Genomic DNA, 16,911 nt, shown 5'->3' with positions numbered 1-16,911 from the left:
CGTCTTTCCTGTTTTTTTTAACTTACTATTCTTTAGCGCTTCAGGAACAGAGAAAAGTGTAAATTTAAATGCTAGTGATTGCAATTTGTTCTGATGGGAGGCTTGTTATCATCGCTATTGTATAAGGTTTTTCGGAAAAAGAGTTTAGGGTAACCGTGCCTTAAGTGGATTACATATGAATCCCAGCGCCTAACAACATCTAAGCCGAAATAAAGAGCATAGAAGGGTTTTACTAAAAGCATTTAAAGGATTGTTTTGCTCCCGCTGGCTTGCGACTTGGCAATTAACCTAACTTACACATGGAAGTACAGACTTAATAAAGCACTGTAGGTGGAACGCTAGGGTGCAGTCATCTATCTTATTGTTTACTTTAGAGGCTGTCGATAAAAATATCGACAGTTTTTTCTTTTTTTTACAACCAACAGCTTCGTAATTCGTCTATTGTATGAAAGGGGTGAAACAGATTGATAGATAGAGATAAGAAAGACTTAATTGAAGAATGGTACGACCAGTTTAGTGAACCAATTATTAAATATATTGTACTAATGACAAAGGATTATCAGCTAGCTGAAGACATCATGCAAGAGACTTTTATAAGAGCTTATCGAACAATTGCTACTTATCGAAATGAAGCAAGTCCTAAAACATGGCTATTCCGTATTGCTCATAATTTGACTGTAGACTATTTCAGAATGAAAAAGCCAACAATTCAAGAAATGAATTTCTTTACTCGATATAAGGATAACGGGATCGGGCCAGATGATCAGGTATACATAAAAGAAAAGTCACAGCAAATAACAAAGGCAATTTTGAGCTTAAAAAAAGCCTATAAAGAGGTGATTGTATTGCGGAAAGTTCACCATTTTAATACGAAAGAAACCGCTGAAATACTTAACTGGTCAGATAGTAAGGTGAAGTCAAAGTTAAAGCAAGCTTTAAAAGCACTCGAAAAACAGCTGGAAAAGGAGGATGGGAAGCACTATGCGAAAGCGAGATAGTGAGAGAGAGTTAAAGGTACTAGAAGATGATATGCAGTGGAACGAAAATAGAAAAGATGAAATTAGATTCAGACTTTTAAGTAATTTGGATGATAACGGCTCTTTACTCGTTAGACGAAAAAGAAGCAGAAAACGTCGTTTATATGTGTCCATTCCTGCACTAATAGCTGCGCTTTGCTTGCTAATTGTAGGTACTGGATACATATCACCTGCATTGGCTGATAAAATTTTTCGTGTACCAGTTATTGGAGAACTAGTGAGAGAAAATTCTATTGTTTCAATAATTCAGGAAGGGATGAGTAAAGCGGATTACAATTATGATGGGATTCATATTTCTTATCCAGACAAAAGCATAGGCATTACACTAAATAACGAAGAGACCGAATCTAAACAGCAAATTAAGAATTATATAGAAGAAACTCTTCATAAAGAGAATGTGCAGGGGTTCGACGTGCATATAGAACAGGCGGTTAAGCAAGAGCAAGAAGACATAGTAGACAATGTAGATGAACAGCAAATGGGAGCTGAAGAACTGTTTACTGAAGAACTTAGTGATATTTTAAATAAAAATGACCTATCAGATCTGATACTCAAGTCGGGTACTAACCATACAAAAGAGGGATCATTAGACATAAAATACCAAGTTAATAATATTGCTGCAAAGGAGGATATAAATAAAATAAAAGACTTTACCACACAGGCGGGTAAATCAACAGGTGTGGAAATAGGAAAAATCGAGATAAACCGTGAAACGAAAAAAGAGGATCAGGATATGCGTTGGACAGTTATAACGAGTCTTCTAGGAGATATGTTAATGAGTAATCCATCCTACCATGTGGAAGGCATTGCATATTCCGTATATCCATCTATTGAATTAACCATTAAGACAAACATAGAATCAACAAAGGATAAGAAAACACAGCTATATACCGCTGATCTTGAGAAGAAGATTAGGCAAGTAATAGAAGATTCAGAGGAAGCAGTCCAGGAAGACTATCAAGTTATAATAGAAGATAAAAACCATCACCGTATTAATTAGTATGTATTTGTTTAAAGGAGAGTAACTCTTAAAAAGTGGTTACTCTCCTTATTTGTAGTATAAAACGTAATAACTTTAGTTGGTTGGCTAGCTTTTGGTTACTTAAGTGTAAGGTGGAATTCTCTCTTTAAGTAAATAGTTAGAGCATTAATAGGGGTTATTAATTTTACATCTAACTTAGCTTCAATAAGTGTTGCGGCACCAACCATAGATAACTGTGGAAAAGCAATAACTTCAGTAGCTTCTGCAGCAAGTACATGATCCATTATCGCTTCCGTATAATCTTTTTTTCTGTTAGCCATAATGAGCTGAAACGCGTTAGGGATAGTTTCAAATGAATACCTCTTGCGGCTGGATTTTACGAATAAATGCAGCCGTTCCATGGTTCCTTGTACTGTATCTGGATTCGTAAAGTACAACTTGGCAGTTTCATATCGGTCTAATTCATGAAAGAATGGCTCATCAATTTTAATAATTGGAATTTCTATTTTAATGTTAGCTGGTAAATAAAGAATATAATTCGTACAGGTAATAAGGATAGCGTCTGGATTAGTTGAGCGTATCCAATTTATTTGTTCCTCGACCTTACGATATGGATTAAATGATTGATTTTCTTTAATATGATCCATCAGGGCTGGGTCTACAAAGTGTGTTAATGCAACATCGTAGGGAGCCAAAGCCTTCTCAATATAGTTTATATTCGTGTGGTGGGCATGTAAGCATGCTATATTCAATTGATCACTCCGCTGATTTGTGTCATGTCTATATTCTCTAGAATTTCTTCCGAGGGACAATAAAACCTTCGACAAGCTCTGTCAGGAAACCTCTATAAAAATAGCTATTGCTAATTCTCTGTTATAATAGACTTAAATAGTGGTCAAGAAAGGCTTATATTATGATAACTCAAAACGAAGCACAACCAGAATACCTATATACGTACGCACATGGACTCGAAGAAGATTCTCTCTGTGGATTAGAACAAAGAGCGCTTTTCGGGGAAGAGTCAGATAATCTTATTAGAAGTACGAAAAGCATAGATCCAAGTAGAAGCCCGTTCATAAAGGGAAGACTATCAATTCTTTATACAGGTGATAATGTGGAGTCTATTTCCAAACAAGTGGAACAGATAGAGCTTCATGACCAAACGTTTAAGGTACTTTACCTAAAAATAAATGACCTTTCTAATGACCAGAAAATTGAATTTGCAGAACGACGTGAAATTGAGAGAGAAATTGGCTGGAACATCATCGGAGAGGCAGATATGCATAACCCTGACATTCTTTTCGGTATTGTTCCGTTTCAAGGACGCTGGTATTTTGGTGCCTACCTGGAAAGCGAATCGGTGTGGCTGCATCATGTAAAGAAACCGCAGGAATACTCAACTGCGCTAAGCACACGTTTGGCCAGAGCTGTTGTCAATATAGCAGTTCCAGATCCAACAGGTGTCAGTGTTATCGATCCTTGCTGCGGGATAGGGACGGTGCTCGTTGAAGCGCTCTCGATGAATATTCCAATTATCGGCTCAGACCGAAACCCTTTAGTAGTAAAAGGAGCCAGAGAGAATATTGTCCATTTTGACTACCAAGGGCAAGCAGAAGTGAAGGACATTGCTGACGAACAAGGCCATTATGATGTGGCGATTGTAGATATGCCCTACAATATCTATTCCCGCGCAACTGCGGAGGAGCAGTACACAATTATCAAGCATGCCAGAAGAATAGCGGATAAAATGGTTATTCTAACTATTGAAGATATGGACGAGATGATTCTAAAAGCAGGCTTTACGATAGTGGATCGCGGTGTTGCCAATAAGGGTGTGAAGGCACTATTTTCGAGGCAGGTACTTGTTTGCGAATAAAAAACTACTTTAACGATTATCTAAACATAAATGGAGGTAAATCCCTGATGAGCTATAGCTATCAGGGGTTTTTTATGCATTAATTAGTTTTTTTTACACAACGGTTACAACATTGACATAACAACATAGCGTTGGTATAAATTGGTTACACATTTAAATGTGGGGGTATTCTCTTGAGTTATAAGGACTTCTTTAAAGGTCGTGCTGCTATAAGTACTATGTGCGCTTTATGTTTGTTAACTTTAGGACTAACAAATCTCTTGCTCATAAAGTTAACTTCTGAATTCTGGAAGCAATTAAGATTTCTTCTTGATAGCGTCATCACCATTATACTAATCACCACCCTGGTTGCCTTTTAGTTTTCCTTTTTTGCCCATGATAGGAAAGTGAGACTAACACTCATTTTGTCAACAGCAACTATTGGTCTTGTATTAGCTCCTCCTACAATTATAACTGGTATTTTTTTAGACATAACTACATTTTAAGGTGTTTATTTAAAGAGACAACTAGAAGAAAGGACAATATTAACAGTATTTGATCTTATATGAGTTTGTAAGCCATAGAATGTTTCTCTCATCGAGTTATTTCTAATTTTTGGTTCGTCCCAACAACTCAAGAAGTAATACGTATTATTTGATAGGAGTAAAATTCATTTATTCATAGCTAAATGAGCTTATCTGGTTAAGAATTTCTTACTTATTCGATCAACTTATAAGGCAACATCATATCCATAACGATACTTTTCTAACTTAATTTTACAATTTAATATTTTATCAAGGAATAAAAAGTTAGGAGCTGAGTGTGATGATGAAAGGAATATATGAGCTTGTTAGTGTAGAACATTTGCAAAAGTATGCAGAGCTTGCGGTACGAATTGGTGTAAATGTGCAAAAAAAATCAATTAGTGGTTATTCATATTGACTTAATAAAACGTAACTTCTGCACGTCTTATCCAAACTGCAGCCTATGAAGCGGGGGCTTCAAATGTGGTGATGGAATAGAAGGACGAACAGTCTACCCAAGTATTTTATATACATGCAACAGATGATGCATCGATCACTTTCTCGACTGGCAGCATGCGCGCTTTAAGGAGTGGGACGAAGCAGGTGCTGCTTACATCCATATTATTTCGGAAAACTTCGATGTCTTTAAGGATGTTTCCCCAGAACGGATTAGCCGCTTTCAAAAGGCCTTCCGCACCAAGTTGGAATATCATTATGCAAAGGTTAGGTCTCATGAGGTACGCTGGCGTCTTCTAGCAATTGTTATGGCAAGTCATCTTAAGTGGAGCGCGGGCAAATGGCATAAATCCAATCAAAGACTGGAAAATCATAACCAAGCCCTTGAGTTCCGTAAAACGTTTCTTAACGATGGCCAGTTTGACTGGCGAGGAACGAATCTTATTATCGGCGGGGGAGAGTCATCCATGATGTTTCCCTCAATTTTCACGATGGACGGATTCCGTCCTATGATGCTGCCACTGGCCAGCAAGCGTTACAACGTCTCATCGAAACAGATAAGGGAGATTGCCTTGGTCTCTAACCATTCTCCACTGGCTCAGGCGATATGCTCTTTTACAACACTTTGTTTGATGAAAATACGACCTGCCATATTGGCCTTGGTAATGCTTCTCCTTCCAACCTACAACATGCCAGCAACCTATCGGGAAAAGCGTTGAGGGAAGCAGGACTGAATACGTCCCTCTTATTAGTCAATGTGGCCTTTGGTACGGAAGATATGAACGTGGTAGGGAGGAAAGAAGATGGAACGGAAGTATTATTAATAAAAGAAGATGGTGATTTTCAATTCTAATTATAAGTTAAAAGGGTTAAATGGTAATTATGAACGAAGGGATATGAAAAATTTCTCTTCTAAAATTACAATTTCTTATATATGCCTCAGTAGTTAGATGTACCTCTTTTAAATATTTGAATAAACTATGTTTGAACAAGAAAGGGGAGAAGCATGTATTACTCATATAACCAATTAAACCAAAATACAGGAGGATATACGTATCATCCAAATTCGAGACATTCCGTTAATGTGTTGAATCAACGTCAGATGATGTATCCAACAGGGTATAATCTCACTCAAGGATACTACTCACAAGTTCAAGATCATGGCAAGCAGCCATTCGTATTCAATATCAACGATGCAACAAAGTATAACAACACATTTCGCAGTGCGGTATGGACGGGTGATCATCTACAGGTCACATTAATGAGTATTAATCCAGGTGAAGACATCGGATTAGAAATGCATCCAGATGTTGATCAGTTTTTACGTATTGAACAAGGTCAGGGTTTTACGCAAATGGGAGACAGCAAAGATAACCTAGTATTTCAGAGATACGCTAAAGATGATGATGCCATTTTGATACCAGCTGGCAAGTGGCACAACCTTACGAATATAGGGAATATCCCCCTAAAGCTTTACTCTATATATGCTCCACCGAATCATCCTTTTGGGACTGTGCATAACACAAAAGCTGATGCTCTTGCAGCGGAACATAATGGACATAATGACAAGCTAACAGTTTCCGGTAAAACTCCAGATGAATGGATACAGCACACACAATTCTTAGTTAATGAAGGGCTCGAGGACGTAAGGAAGGGAGTTAATTCGCTGCACATCCTTCAAGAATTTATATTAATGGGTGTGCTAGTCGGAAAAGGCTATTCTCCTGAAGAGGCTTATGAAACCGTTGAATCATGGGAGAGAACCGGAGTATCTAAATTGCTTCAAGAAAGTAAAAACTTATAAGCAATTGAAGTTCATAGCAATAAAAATAGAAAAAGAGCGTGAGTGTTTAACACTCACGCTCCTTTTCTTTTGATGGGCACTATTTGATTTGTGTTCTAACAATTAACGCCAAGTATTCATACCACCTCGGACATTGGTTATGCTATTGAATCCCATTTTTTTAAGCATTTTTGCAGCTTGCAAACTTCGCATACCACTTTGACAGATTACAACCACTTCTTTATTTTGATCTAAGCTCGAAGCTTTGCTATTCAATTCATGAAGTGGAATATTCTTGAATTGCTTAATATGGTTTGCTTTATATTCACCAGAGGTACGGACATCGATAAACTGTTTATTCTTATCTTTTAAAATCCCTTTCAGTTCAGCGGTACTGATTTGTGTAGCTGCTTTGTTCGAAAAGCGATTCCTTATAACAAAATAGATTATTAGAGCAATAAGAATGTATAGGAGGATAAATTCCAAAGTTCTCTCTCCAATCAATATTAGATAAATAGATTTACATTGCCGTCTTCAGCATCACCAAGATATGCAGCAACACCTGCATACTCAATGTCATCTAACAATTCTTCTTTTTGCAGACCCAGTAAATCCATTGTCATCGTACAAGCAACGAGTTTAACGTCTTGCTCCTGTGCCATTTCAATGAGCTGCGGAAGGGTCATTGCATTGTGTTTTTTCATTACTTTTTTAATCATTTTAGGACCCATTCCAGCCATGTTCATCTTAGAAAGACCCATTTTATCTGCACCTTTAGGCATCATCTTTGCAAACATCTTCTCCAAAAATCCTTTATTGACCGTAACATCTTCCGCTTTGCGAAGTGCATTTAATCCCCAAAACGTGTGGAATATTGTAACCTCATGGTCATAAGCTGCAGCACCATTGGCTATTATATATGCTGCCATTGCTTTATCATAATCACCGCTAAATAAAACGATAGTCGTACGTTTCGTTTCTGACATTTTCATTTCTCCTATTCTTTGATACCTATATAGGTATAATTTTGTTATGCTTTTTTAATCCAAAACTTCAATACGCCATCTTCTTCTGTATCTTTTAGTAACGCATGGCCGCCGGATTTCGCCCATGCGCTGAGATCAGCTTTTGCCCCTTTGTCAGTCGCATGTACTTCCAACGCATCTCCTGCATTTAGCTCATTTATCGCTTTTCTTGTTTTGACGATCGGCATTGGACAAGCTAGTCCTTTTGCATCTAACACTTTATTACTTTGCATAAGTTAATTCCTCCAATATTTCGATTTACCCATGGGGGTATTATTCATTTCAAAAAAATATCTAAATTACCCATAGGGGTATATTACAGGGTGTGAGGATGAAAGTCAACCTCACTACTATTTACTTATCGGCTTTTAACTAATAAATTTACTGCCTCTTTCACCAATTCGTCAGCTTCTGTCCCGTTCTCGTTAGCTTCTCGAACACATTCCACCAGGTTAGAGCTCACAATTACACCAATAGTGCGGTCAATCGCAGTTCTTGTAGCGCTCAGCTGTGTAATAACGTCCTTGCAGTCTTTATCTTCTTCCATCATTTTTAATATACCGCGTAACTGTCCCTCGATACGTTTTATTCTATTTTTACTTTGATTATCATATTTCATAAGGTTTCCTCCTTAAGTAAGTTTTAGTATATTGCAATTACAATACGTATTCCGTGCATATACCGTTTAAGATACACTACTGGAATTTGAATTGTATCGTCTACATAAGTTACGTAATATTTTTTATAATAGCGTAAGTCTATTTTAACCACTTGATCTATTGGTGAATATAATTCATCGCTACAAGGAACATTTAATACAGGAAAGTATCTTCTATAAAGGCTGAAAGAGACAAGCAGCGCGAAGATTAGAAACGCAGTGATCATTATTACCAATTATCTGGTAATAATTAAAAAACAGAGTGTTACTCAACTCAATATATACCCTTATAGGTATCAAGTCAATGTTTTGTAATCTTAGCTTATATTAGGTAAAGAATGAAGATACCATGAATAATTAGGTATGAAATTAAATACAGATTTTCGTTGTTGACATTAATTTTTTTGTCTGCTAATATACCCTCATGGGTATTTTAGTTCTTAACAAAGCTCATTCTCAAGTTATTTTTTTATTTTATATAATACCCATGTGGGTATATGGGTGAGGGATAAGTTCTTACCACTCTAACAATAAAGGAGGAGCAAAATGAGTACAAAACCAGAAATCGAAGCAATTTTGCCATCAAAAGTGGCTGAGAGTCTAGGGAAGAAAGAGAAACTTCACATTATTGATGTAAGAGAACAGAATGAAGTGGCTCTGGGTAAAATTCCAGGTGCTAAACACATTCCATTAGGAGAGGTTCTGACACGCTTAGACGAATTGGATAAAGATAAGGAATACATCATGGTGTGCAGATCCGGAAACCGTAGTGGACTGGCTTCAGAGTGGTTAACAGATAAAGGGTTCAAAGTGATGAATATGACCGGTGGCATGAATGACTGGGAAAGTGAAACAGAATAAACCTAAATGGGGGATGAAAAATGAGTATTAAAACAGATCATGTATTGGATGCGAAAGGACTAGCTTGTCCGATGCCAATCGTCAAAACAAAGAAAGCAATGAAAGAGGTCATGCCAGGACAGGTTATCGAGGTTCAGGCCACTGACAAAGGTTCTCTAGCAGATATTCAAGCTTGGGCAAAAAGCAGCGGTCACCAGTATCTCGGTTCAACAGAAGAAGGAGAGGTATTGAAACACTACCTTCGTAAATCAGGTGATGCAGAAGCGAAAGAAGATAAAAACTTCCCGCATACCGTTCAAAACGAAGAAATTATTCAGAAACTGGATGCAGGTGAAGATGTCGTAATTCTGGATGTTCGGGAGCCAGCTGAATATACCTTTGGCCATATACCAGGAGCAGTATCTATTCCATTAGGAGAACTGGAAGATCGTATGGACGAGATCAGCAAAGATAAAGAAATATACGTTGTCTGCCGAACAGGTAGTCGCAGTGATTTGGCTTCTAAGCAAATGGAGGAAAAAGGATTCAAAAATATCAAGAATGTTGTCCAGGGTATGGTGGAATGGTCTGGCCCATTAGAAAAGAATCAATAATAACTCAAATAGGAGGAATTGAAAATGGCAACTAAAGTAGCAATCATCGCAAGTAATGGAAGTTTGTTTGATGCATATAAAGTATTCAACGTAGCAACTGCTGCAGCAGCAAGCGACGCAGAAGTAGGGATTTTCTTCACTTTTGAGGGATTGAATTTAATTCATAAAGAAGCACATAAGCAGCTTCCAATTCCAGCAGGAAATGAACATTTTGAAGAAGGTTTTAAGCGGGAAAATGTGCCTTCCATTCCTGAACTAGTGGAAATGGCTCAAGAGTTAGGTGTGAAAATCATTGCATGCCAAATGACAATGGATGTAATGAGTTTAGATAAAGATCAGTTTATAGAAGGCATTGAAGTCGGGGAGCAGCGAGCTTCATCCATTATGCGTCCGATGCCAATATCAGTTTGACATTCTAAGGAGGAAAGGGAATATGAAATTAATTACGGCAAAAGAAGCAGCAGAAAAGGTATTAAGCAAAGAACCTTTATTTATTCTGGATGTAAGGAACCAAGATGCATTTGGTGATTGGAAAATTGAAGGCTTTCATATTGAACATTTGAACGTGCCGTACTTCGATTTAATAGAAGGTGTCGAAGAAATCGTTGATAAAATTCCAAAAGATAAAGACTTGCTAGTCGTATGTGCTAAACAAGGATCATCCGAAATGGTAGCAGAAATGTTGGATGAAGCTGGTTTTGAAGATGTGCTCGTCTTGCAGGGTGGAATGAGAGCTTGGAGCGAGTATCTTAAACCCGTTAAGATTGGGGACCTTAGCAATGGTGGATCCATCTATCAGTTTGTCCGCGTTGGTAAAGGCTGTCTCTCGTACTTCATCGAATCGGATGGCGAGGCACTCATCGTTGACAGCAGCAGATCTGTAGATAGTTATATTGGTTTCGCTAAAGAGAAGAACATCACAATCAAGCATGTTGTAGATACGCATCTTCATGCTGACCATATTTCCGGAGGGCGTCTGTTACGTGAAAAAACTGAAGCAGTTTATCATTTACCTCCAAAAGATGCGGAGGAAGTTCAGTTTGCCTATGAGCCGTTAGAAGAAGGGAAAGATTTGCAAGTAGGTGGAGCGACTGTACGAGTTCAGTCTATCTACTCTCCAGGCCATACAATCGGAAGTACCAGCTTAATTGTGGATGATAAATACTTGCTGACCGGTGATACCTTGTTTGTGGAATCCATTGGACGTCCGGATCTTGCTGGAAAAGCAGGTGACTGGGCAGATAATTTACGTAATACGCTTTATAACACGTATGAACAACTAAATGATGAGCTTATCGTCCTTCCTGCACATTTCAGCAATACAAGTGAGCTAGGAGATAATGGAGCAGTTCAGGCAAAACTGGGTGATTTATTTGAAAAGAATGATGGTTTAAATATGGATGAAGAAACATTCCGTAAAGCTGTATCAGAAAATCTACCACCTCAGCCGAATGCTTATCAAGAAATTCGTCAAACAAATATGGGTAAAATCAGCCCAGAAGCAAACGAGCAAAGTGAAATGGAAATTGGGCCGAACCGCTGTGCCATTCATGGTTAAATCAAGAAATAAAGGAGCTTATAAAAATGAACAGTGATAAAGTGTTAGACGCGAAAGGACTAGCTTGTCCAATGCCGATCGTCAAAACAAAGAAAGCGATAAATGAGTTAAATGTAGGAGATGTGTTGGAAGTACATGCGACTGACAAAGGGGCAAAAGCCGACCTTCGCGCATGGGCGAAATCTGGCGGCCATGACTTACTGCAGGATACAGAGGAAGATGGCGTATTGAAATTTTGGATAAAAAAAGGTTAATCCTGAGGAGGGAGAATTACTCCCTCTTTTTTAGTAAGAGAGGAGCAGCAGAATGGATGTCACTTTCATTTTGATCCTATTCGTCATAGGTCTGATTGGTTCGCTGCTGTCCGGTATGCTCGGAGTCGGCGGGGCAATCATAAACTACCCCTTGCTATTATATGTCCCTGTCTTATTGGGTTTTACAGGTTTCAACGCTTACCAAGTATCCGGTATTGTGGCTGTTCAGGTATTCTTTTCGACACTTTCCGGAGTATTTGCTTATCGTAAGGGGAATTACTTGAATAAACGTCTCATACTGACCATGGGGATTGCTGTCTTGGTTGGAAGTTTTATTGGAAGCTTTGGTTCACGTCTTTTAGCTGAGGAAGGCATCAACCTTGTATATGGAATATTAGCTATCATTGCATCAATAATGATGTTTGTCCCTAAGAAAGGTAAAGATGATCTGGAGCTGTCCAACGTTACATTTTCTACAGGATTGGCAGCAGGTTTATCCTTCTTAGTGGGGATAGGAGCAGGGATTGTAGGAGCTGGAGGAGCATTTCTTCTCGTGCCAATCATGTTAGTTGTGTTGAAAATACCTACTCGTATGACAATCGCCACATCCCTGGCTGTTACATTCATTTCTTCTATAGGGGCTGTTGCGGGAAAGCTCTCAACAGGTCAGGTACCGTTGATTCCTTCTATTATTATTGTAGTCGCAAGTCTTATTGCTTCACCGATAGGGGCTGCATTAGGAAAGAGGATGAATGTTAAACTGCTTCAGGTAATACTCGCAGTGCTGATTATAGCTACAACTATTAAAATATGGACGGATATCCTTAACTAACATGCACGTAGAACAAACAAAAGGGAGCTGAAAGATTATGTTTCATTATACTGTGGATACTTCCAAGACTGTAGAAGAAGCTATTGAATCTATGGAGAATCTGAAAAAAGAATAATTCGGTGTACTTTGGCAGATTGACGTCTACTAAGTATTTAAAATATGCAGCTTCCATCTTCGATTCGAAAATGACTCCTATCTTAAATTCTCGCGTAATTGGGACAAAATTAAGGAAAGTGATAAATTTGATAGCAATTAAATTTTAAATAAGGAAGGGGATAATTCCCCTTCCTTATTTAATCAATTCCTCTATATTTGATATATCTTTTGGTAATAAGGATTTGTGTAATGCTTCATCAATAGTCTTTAACATGGATTTTAATAATTCCTCTCCCGTTTCTGACAAAACTATATAAGCACTTCTTTTATCATCAGGAGAGGTTACTCGGGATACAAGTTCTCCATCTTTATAATTTTGCAATCTGGATGCCATTCTCGACAAAGCACTTAAGCTTAAATCAATTTTCGAATGCAGTTCCTGTAATCGTAGTTTTTTTTCATTCACTTCAGAAAGAGTATAGAGTAAAGTAAACTCTTTTATATCCAACCCAAAATGATCTTTTAATGTATAGTCAATTGCGTTTGAGATTCTATTGTAGTATTTGGAAAAGTTGAACCAAGTTTCAATTAAGTTCTCAGTTTTCATAGCGTGCCCCTAATTTTAGTATCTTAACTTAAGAATACCTTATTGAATTAGCGGCTGCAAACTAAAACATGTTTAAGAAATATAAGAGAGGATAATATATAGTTATTAAATTGCTTGCGCAAGCAAATAAAAGAACTGTGTTGGAATATAAATAAAAAGTATACCAAGTTGTTTGAACCTTTTACTTTTCCAAATGGAGCATCTGTAAATAACAGAATAGTCATGGCACCAATGACAACCCAATCGTCCTTTGAGAATGGCATGGTAACAACGGATGAACACAATTACTTTAAACGCCGCACTAATGGAGTCGGACTAGTTATTACTTCCTGTGCCCATGTAATGGATAACGGTAGATTTCCTGGATCGTTAAGTGCAGCTTCAGATAAGCATATTCCAAGCCTTACAAAGTTAGCTGACACGATAAAGGCCAGTGGTTAAAAACCAATATTGCAAATATTTCATGTGGGCCGGATGGGAACGAGTACATCAATCGGGGGAGAACAGTTGGTTAGTGCGAGTTCCGTATCTGTATATCGTGATGATGCTGAAAAGCCGAGAGAGCTTACACAAGAAGAAGTAAGTAAAATGGTCAAAGCATTTGGACAAGCTACGCGTCGCGCAATTCTTGCTGGATTTGATGGGGTAGAAATTCACGGTGCAAATACGTACCTAATACAGCAATTCTTTTCCCCGCATTCTAATCTTCGTAACGATGAATGGGGAGGTTCTCTTAGCAATAGAATGAGATTTCCGTTAGAAGTGACAAGAGAGGTAAAGGCAACTATAGAAAAGTATGCTAAAAATCCGTTTATCTTTGGATATCGAATTTCTCCAGAAGAGATAGAAGAACCAGGGATTACATTGGAGCAGACTTTGCAGTTATTAACCACACTTAAAAAAGAAAATTTAGACTATATCCATATCTCGTTAGGGCATTTCATGCAAAGTTCCTTGAGAGATAAAGAGGATTCAACACCGGTCATTCAAACAATCAAGAGACATCTTGGGGAAGACATCCCACTTATTACTGTAGGACAAATTAAAACACCTGATGAAGCAATTAAAGCATTGAACACTGGCGTACCATTGGTTGCTATGGGAAGAGCATTACTAGTAGAACCAGATTGGATAGAGAAAGTAAGCAATGGAGATGAGTCGTTGATCCGAACTGAAATTAAGACTAATGACTGGGATGATTTAACTTTACCAGACGCAATGTGGGAATACGTGCAAAGTCGACCTGGTTGGTTACCGTTCTCTACTTTAGATTAACTTAACACTACTATTTATAGTGTTGATAGCCACAAAGAGAGTCGGTGTAAGGTTAGAGTAGTGAGAAAGAGGTGACGGTATTGAGTATAGCTATTTTGTTAATCCGTATCTTATTAGGACTTACTTTCATTGGACATGGATTACAAAAAACCATAGGTTGGTTTGGGGGAAACGGATGGAATAAGACTATAGCGAGTTTTCGCAATATGGGATTAAAGCCTCCTAAGTTAATGGCTTTCTTAGCAGCACTTTCTGAAATTGGAGGAGGATTGCTATTAGCCCTTGGTCTTTTAACACCACTTGCTTCCATCATGATTATAGCTGCCATGGTAGCAGCGATAATCACGGTAACAGGAAGAAACGGTTATTGGATTACCAATAATGGCGCTGAATATAACGTACTTATTATTTTTGTTGCCATCGCCATAATTATTATTGGACCAGGTGTTTATTCATTGGATTATTTATTATTTTAGATTTTATATACTAGAAAGGTAGTGTGTCACTATGAGTAACTTCATTAGAGGTATTGATCACATCGGTATTACAGTTCCGGATATGGAAGAAGCGACTGAATTTCTACAAAATGCATTTGACGCTAAAGTAGCTTATGATTCCAAGAAGCCTGAAGAGGGAGCTATGGGCGGAGAAGAAATCGAGAAGATTCTTGGATTAAAGAACGGATCAGAAGTAGTTCACATGAGAGTAGTGTCTATAGGAAGAAGTATTAGTATGGAGCTATTTCAATATCAAGGTATAGAACAAAGAAAACCGAACAATCCAGATGATTTGGGTATTCAGCACTTTGCTGTATATGTTGATGATATGGGGGAAGCTGTTAAAAAGTTTGAACAAGCTGGTGGTCAATTAAATACGAAACCCACGAAAATTTTAAATGAGATAGAGGGAAATGATGAGGCGAATCAATTTGCCTATGGTACAGCTCCATGGGGGATGGTAATTGAGCTAATAACCTATCCTAATGGGATAGAGTATCCAAATGATAGTAATGCAAAAAGATTTATCCCTCCAAAGAGATAAGAATTATAAGAAAAACAACCAATCCAGTTTGGATTGGTTGTTTTAAGATGTACATATAAAAATTATCGTATACCTCTACTATACTGTACTGGAGGTGTAACCTTGTGTGCGATAGCTTTTATAGCGTGTAATCCCCAGTAAGGATCGTTTAGCATGCCCCTAGCGATTGCTACAAGATCAGCATCTTCATTTGCTAATGCTGCCTCTGCAACTTGGGGAATACTCAACTTGCCTACGGCTATAACAGGAATTTGCAAAGCTTCTTTAAATGCACGAGCAAAAGGAACCTGGTATGCAGGGTGATTACCGGGCTTTTTCTTTCCAGGAAGACCTTCTCCACCACTTGATACGTGGAACATATCTACCCCAGCATTTTTAAAGCGTTTGGCCATCTTTATTGCATGATCTATTTCATAACCTCCATCAATATATTCAATCGCTGACATTCTCATGATAAGCGGCATATCTTCTGGCATTACGGAACGAACAGCTTTGACTACTTCTTCTCCAAATAGAGCAAGGTCCTTACCGTAAGCATCCTCTCTGTTATTGATAGCAGGGGACATAAATTGATGTAACAAATAACCATGTGCTCCATGCAATTCTATAGTGTCAAATCCAGCTTTTACTGCTCGACTTGCAGCATCTTTGAATTGCGTAATTATAGTCTGGATTTCTTTAATATCCAAAGCTCTAGGCGGCTTGAGGCTGCCATTTTTTGTCTCCTCAGGTAATACTTCGACTGGTATATCCGATGGGCCGACAGGCTGTTTAGCATCCTCAGCTTTTCGACCAGCATGAGCAATCTGTATAGCTGCTTTTGTTCCGTATTTATGAATTTCATCAATGATTCGTTTATATGCAGGTACTGAATCATCAGACCATAACCCTAAGTCACCATTGGTGATCCTACCTTCTGGAGTAACACTTGTCATTTCCATAATGATTAATCCTGTACCACCAATAGCTCTTGAAACATAATGGACAAAATGCCAATCATTAGGGATACCGTCTTCTTTTTCGACAGAGTATTGGCACATCGGAGCCATAACTATTCTATTTTTAAGTTCGAGATCTTTCACTTTAAAAGGCGTTGTAATTATTGCCAATTTTATCACTCCTCACATAATTAATTTGCTTGCGCACGCAAATAAATATATATTATTTATCCTATATAGTCAATTCAGCTGTTTATAAAGTATATAGCTGTAGTCAGAATATAAGTCTTTTAAAAATATTTAAGTTGGAAGTATAGGTAGACAAAACAAAAGCCTCTAACAGTTTTAAGTATTTTAGAGGCTTAGTCCGTACATTTGGAGTGTTTTTTGTACTTAAATCAGACCAGAAAAATAATAGTGTCATTTGCCTTTTTGATTTAATGATTTTTTTGGTTACATCTGATACAGATGACATTATACAAATAATTGGTATTGAGAATGAGTTAGGATTCTAAATTGGAAGAAGCACTAGTTAA

The 16,911-nt window shown here is 37.8% G+C and carries 19 protein-coding genes and 4 pseudogenes; 16 read left to right on the top strand and 7 right to left on the bottom strand.

Annotated features, from left to right (window positions below; all coding sequences use genetic code 11):
* Positions 1-464: 464 nt before the first annotated feature.
* Together B1K52_RS13995 and B1K52_RS13990 are read left to right on the top strand one after the other, a co-directional pair.
* Entirely contained in the window at positions 465-998 is a 534-nt protein-coding gene (locus B1K52_RS13995; RefSeq protein WP_256855924.1) for an RNA polymerase sigma factor, read from the top strand.
* Positions 982-2,037: a DUF4179 domain-containing protein gene (locus B1K52_RS13990; RefSeq protein ID WP_077309260.1), complete on the top strand. Its 1,056-nt coding sequence runs from the start codon at positions 982-984 to the stop codon at positions 2,035-2,037. Before B1K52_RS13995 ends, B1K52_RS13990 begins: the two co-directional genes overlap by 17 nt.
* 98 nt (positions 2,038-2,135) lie before the next feature.
* Here B1K52_RS13990 and B1K52_RS13985 read toward each other — a convergent pair whose 3' ends face one another.
* Entirely contained in the window at positions 2,136-2,771 is a 636-nt protein-coding gene (locus B1K52_RS13985; protein ID WP_077309258.1) for a hypothetical protein, read from the bottom strand.
* A 164-nt stretch (positions 2,772-2,935) separates the two neighbouring features.
* Here B1K52_RS13985 and B1K52_RS13980 point away from each other — a divergent pair, with 164 nt between their 5' ends.
* The 5 genes and pseudogenes from B1K52_RS13980 (at position 2,936) to B1K52_RS13965 (ending at position 6,658) form a co-directional block, all read left to right on the top strand.
* A complete protein-coding gene (locus tag B1K52_RS13980; RefSeq protein WP_373022650.1) occupies positions 2,936-3,895 on the top strand; it encodes a TRM11 family SAM-dependent methyltransferase in 960 nt (319 codons plus the stop codon).
* 804 nt (positions 3,896-4,699) lie between these two features.
* A complete protein-coding gene (locus B1K52_RS18330; RefSeq protein WP_256855923.1) occupies positions 4,700-4,816 on the top strand; it encodes an aminopeptidase in 117 nt (38 codons plus the stop codon).
* A 130-nt stretch (positions 4,817-4,946) separates the two neighbouring features.
* A pseudogene (locus B1K52_RS18325) lies at positions 4,947-5,099 on the top strand (aminopeptidase); the annotation flags it as partial.
* Between the two features lie 179 nt (positions 5,100-5,278).
* Positions 5,279-5,707, top strand: a pseudogene (locus B1K52_RS18320) (aminopeptidase).
* Positions 5,708-5,956: 249 nt separating this feature from the next.
* A complete protein-coding gene (locus B1K52_RS13965) occupies positions 5,957-6,658 on the top strand; it encodes a cupin domain-containing protein (RefSeq protein ID WP_077310607.1) in 702 nt (233 codons plus the stop codon).
* A 102-nt stretch (positions 6,659-6,760) separates the two neighbouring features.
* Here B1K52_RS13965 and B1K52_RS13960 read toward each other — a convergent pair whose 3' ends face one another.
* The 4 genes from B1K52_RS13960 to B1K52_RS13945 form a co-directional block, all read right to left on the bottom strand.
* Entirely contained in the window at positions 6,761-7,123 is a 363-nt protein-coding gene (locus tag B1K52_RS13960) for a rhodanese-like domain-containing protein (RefSeq protein WP_077309252.1), read from the bottom strand.
* Between the two features lie 20 nt (positions 7,124-7,143).
* Complete coding sequence (locus B1K52_RS13955; protein WP_077309250.1) at positions 7,144-7,623, bottom strand: DsrE/DsrF/DrsH-like family protein; 480 nt, start codon at positions 7,621-7,623, stop codon at positions 7,144-7,146.
* A gap of 44 nt (positions 7,624-7,667) precedes the next feature.
* Entirely contained in the window at positions 7,668-7,895 is a 228-nt protein-coding gene (locus tag B1K52_RS13950; RefSeq protein WP_077309248.1) for a sulfurtransferase TusA family protein, read from the bottom strand.
* A gap of 125 nt (positions 7,896-8,020) precedes the next feature.
* Positions 8,021-8,281, bottom strand: a complete 261-nt coding sequence (locus B1K52_RS13945; protein WP_077309246.1) for a metal-sensitive transcriptional regulator — start codon at positions 8,279-8,281, stop codon at positions 8,021-8,023.
* A gap of 585 nt (positions 8,282-8,866) precedes the next feature.
* Here B1K52_RS13945 and B1K52_RS13940 point away from each other — a divergent pair.
* The 6 genes and pseudogenes from B1K52_RS13940 to B1K52_RS13915 all read left to right on the top strand — a co-directional run bounded on the left by B1K52_RS13940 (position 8,867) and on the right by B1K52_RS13915 (position 12,418).
* Positions 8,867-9,181 carry a rhodanese-like domain-containing protein gene (locus B1K52_RS13940; RefSeq protein ID WP_077309244.1) on the top strand — a complete coding sequence of 105 codons (315 nt, stop codon included), beginning with the start codon at positions 8,867-8,869 and terminating at the stop codon, positions 9,179-9,181.
* A 20-nt stretch (positions 9,182-9,201) separates the two neighbouring features.
* Positions 9,202-9,774 (top strand): sulfurtransferase TusA family protein, encoded by a 573-nt coding sequence (locus B1K52_RS13935; RefSeq protein ID WP_077309242.1) that lies wholly within the window; start codon positions 9,202-9,204, stop codon positions 9,772-9,774.
* A gap of 24 nt (positions 9,775-9,798) precedes the next feature.
* Positions 9,799-10,193: pseudogene (locus tag B1K52_RS13930) on the top strand (DsrE/DsrF/DrsH-like family protein).
* Between the two features lie 14 nt (positions 10,194-10,207).
* On the top strand, positions 10,208-11,332 hold the full coding sequence (locus tag B1K52_RS13925) for an MBL fold metallo-hydrolase (RefSeq protein WP_077309240.1): 1,125 nt from the start codon (positions 10,208-10,210) through the stop codon (positions 11,330-11,332).
* A gap of 26 nt (positions 11,333-11,358) precedes the next feature.
* Positions 11,359-11,586 (top strand): sulfurtransferase TusA family protein, encoded by a 228-nt coding sequence (locus B1K52_RS13920; RefSeq protein ID WP_077309238.1) that lies wholly within the window; start codon positions 11,359-11,361, stop codon positions 11,584-11,586.
* A 52-nt stretch (positions 11,587-11,638) separates the two neighbouring features.
* Complete coding sequence (locus B1K52_RS13915; protein ID WP_077309235.1) at positions 11,639-12,418, top strand: sulfite exporter TauE/SafE family protein; 780 nt, start codon at positions 11,639-11,641, stop codon at positions 12,416-12,418.
* Between the two features lie 289 nt (positions 12,419-12,707).
* On the opposite strand, the gene B1K52_RS13910 is transcribed toward B1K52_RS13915, so the two are convergent.
* Complete coding sequence (locus B1K52_RS13910) at positions 12,708-13,121, bottom strand: MarR family winged helix-turn-helix transcriptional regulator (RefSeq protein WP_077309233.1); 414 nt, start codon at positions 13,119-13,121, stop codon at positions 12,708-12,710.
* Between the two features lie 147 nt (positions 13,122-13,268).
* On the opposite strand from B1K52_RS13910, the pseudogene B1K52_RS13905 reads away from it, so the two are divergent.
* The 3 genes and pseudogenes from B1K52_RS13905 to B1K52_RS13895 all read left to right on the top strand — a co-directional run bounded on the left by B1K52_RS13905 (position 13,269) and on the right by B1K52_RS13895 (position 15,437).
* Positions 13,269-14,396: pseudogene (locus B1K52_RS13905) on the top strand (NADH-dependent flavin oxidoreductase).
* Between the two features lie 71 nt (positions 14,397-14,467).
* The gene (locus tag B1K52_RS13900) at positions 14,468-14,872 is read left to right on the top strand and encodes a DoxX family protein (RefSeq protein ID WP_077309231.1); all 405 of its coding nucleotides are present in this window, start codon (positions 14,468-14,470) and stop codon (positions 14,870-14,872) included.
* Positions 14,873-14,903: 31 nt separating this feature from the next.
* Positions 14,904-15,437 (top strand): VOC family protein, encoded by a 534-nt coding sequence (locus B1K52_RS13895; RefSeq protein WP_077309229.1) that lies wholly within the window; start codon positions 14,904-14,906, stop codon positions 15,435-15,437.
* 62 nt (positions 15,438-15,499) lie between these two features.
* On the opposite strand, the gene B1K52_RS13890 is transcribed toward B1K52_RS13895, so the two are convergent.
* Positions 15,500-16,546, bottom strand: coding sequence for an NADH:flavin oxidoreductase/NADH oxidase (locus B1K52_RS13890; protein ID WP_077309227.1), 1,047 nt, complete (start codon positions 16,544-16,546; stop codon positions 15,500-15,502).
* Positions 16,547-16,911: the final 365 nt, after the last annotated feature.

The sequence above is a fragment of the Terribacillus halophilus genome (genome assembly GCF_900162685.1).
GTDB classification, from domain to species: Bacteria; Bacillota; Bacilli; order Bacillales; family Amphibacillaceae; genus Terribacillus; species Terribacillus halophilus_A.
This window is presented reverse-complemented; position numbering and strand designations above follow the sequence as displayed.

Bases quoted from the DNA above. Each gene is read 5' to 3' on its own strand.
- B1K52_RS13955 (WP_077309250.1), bottom strand. From the start codon at position 7,623: ATGTCAGAAACGAAACGTACGACTATCGTTTTATTTAGCGGTGATTAT.
- B1K52_RS13895 (WP_077309229.1), top strand. From the start codon at position 14,904: ATGAGTAACTTCATTAGAGGTATTGATCACATCGGTATTACAGTTCCG.
- B1K52_RS13935 (WP_077309242.1), top strand. From the start codon at position 9,202: ATGAGTATTAAAACAGATCATGTATTGGATGCGAAAGGACTAGCTTGT.
- B1K52_RS13940 (WP_077309244.1), top strand. From the start codon at position 8,867: ATGAGTACAAAACCAGAAATCGAAGCAATTTTGCCATCAAAAGTGGCT.
- B1K52_RS13950 (WP_077309248.1), bottom strand. From the start codon at position 7,895: ATGCAAAGTAATAAAGTGTTAGATGCAAAAGGACTAGCTTGTCCAATG.
- B1K52_RS13920 (WP_077309238.1), top strand. From the start codon at position 11,359: ATGAACAGTGATAAAGTGTTAGACGCGAAAGGACTAGCTTGTCCAATG.
- B1K52_RS13990 (WP_077309260.1), top strand. From the start codon at position 982: ATGCGAAAGCGAGATAGTGAGAGAGAGTTAAAGGTACTAGAAGATGAT.
- B1K52_RS13965 (WP_077310607.1), top strand. From the start codon at position 5,957: ATGATGTATCCAACAGGGTATAATCTCACTCAAGGATACTACTCACAA.
- B1K52_RS13945 (WP_077309246.1), bottom strand. From the start codon at position 8,281: ATGAAATATGATAATCAAAGTAAAAATAGAATAAAACGTATCGAGGGA.
- B1K52_RS13915 (WP_077309235.1), top strand. From the start codon at position 11,639: ATGGATGTCACTTTCATTTTGATCCTATTCGTCATAGGTCTGATTGGT.
- B1K52_RS18330 (WP_256855923.1), top strand. From the start codon at position 4,700: ATGATGAAAGGAATATATGAGCTTGTTAGTGTAGAACATTTGCAAAAG.
- B1K52_RS13925 (WP_077309240.1), top strand. From the start codon at position 10,208: ATGAAATTAATTACGGCAAAAGAAGCAGCAGAAAAGGTATTAAGCAAA.
- B1K52_RS13910 (WP_077309233.1), bottom strand. From the start codon at position 13,121: ATGAAAACTGAGAACTTAATTGAAACTTGGTTCAACTTTTCCAAATAC.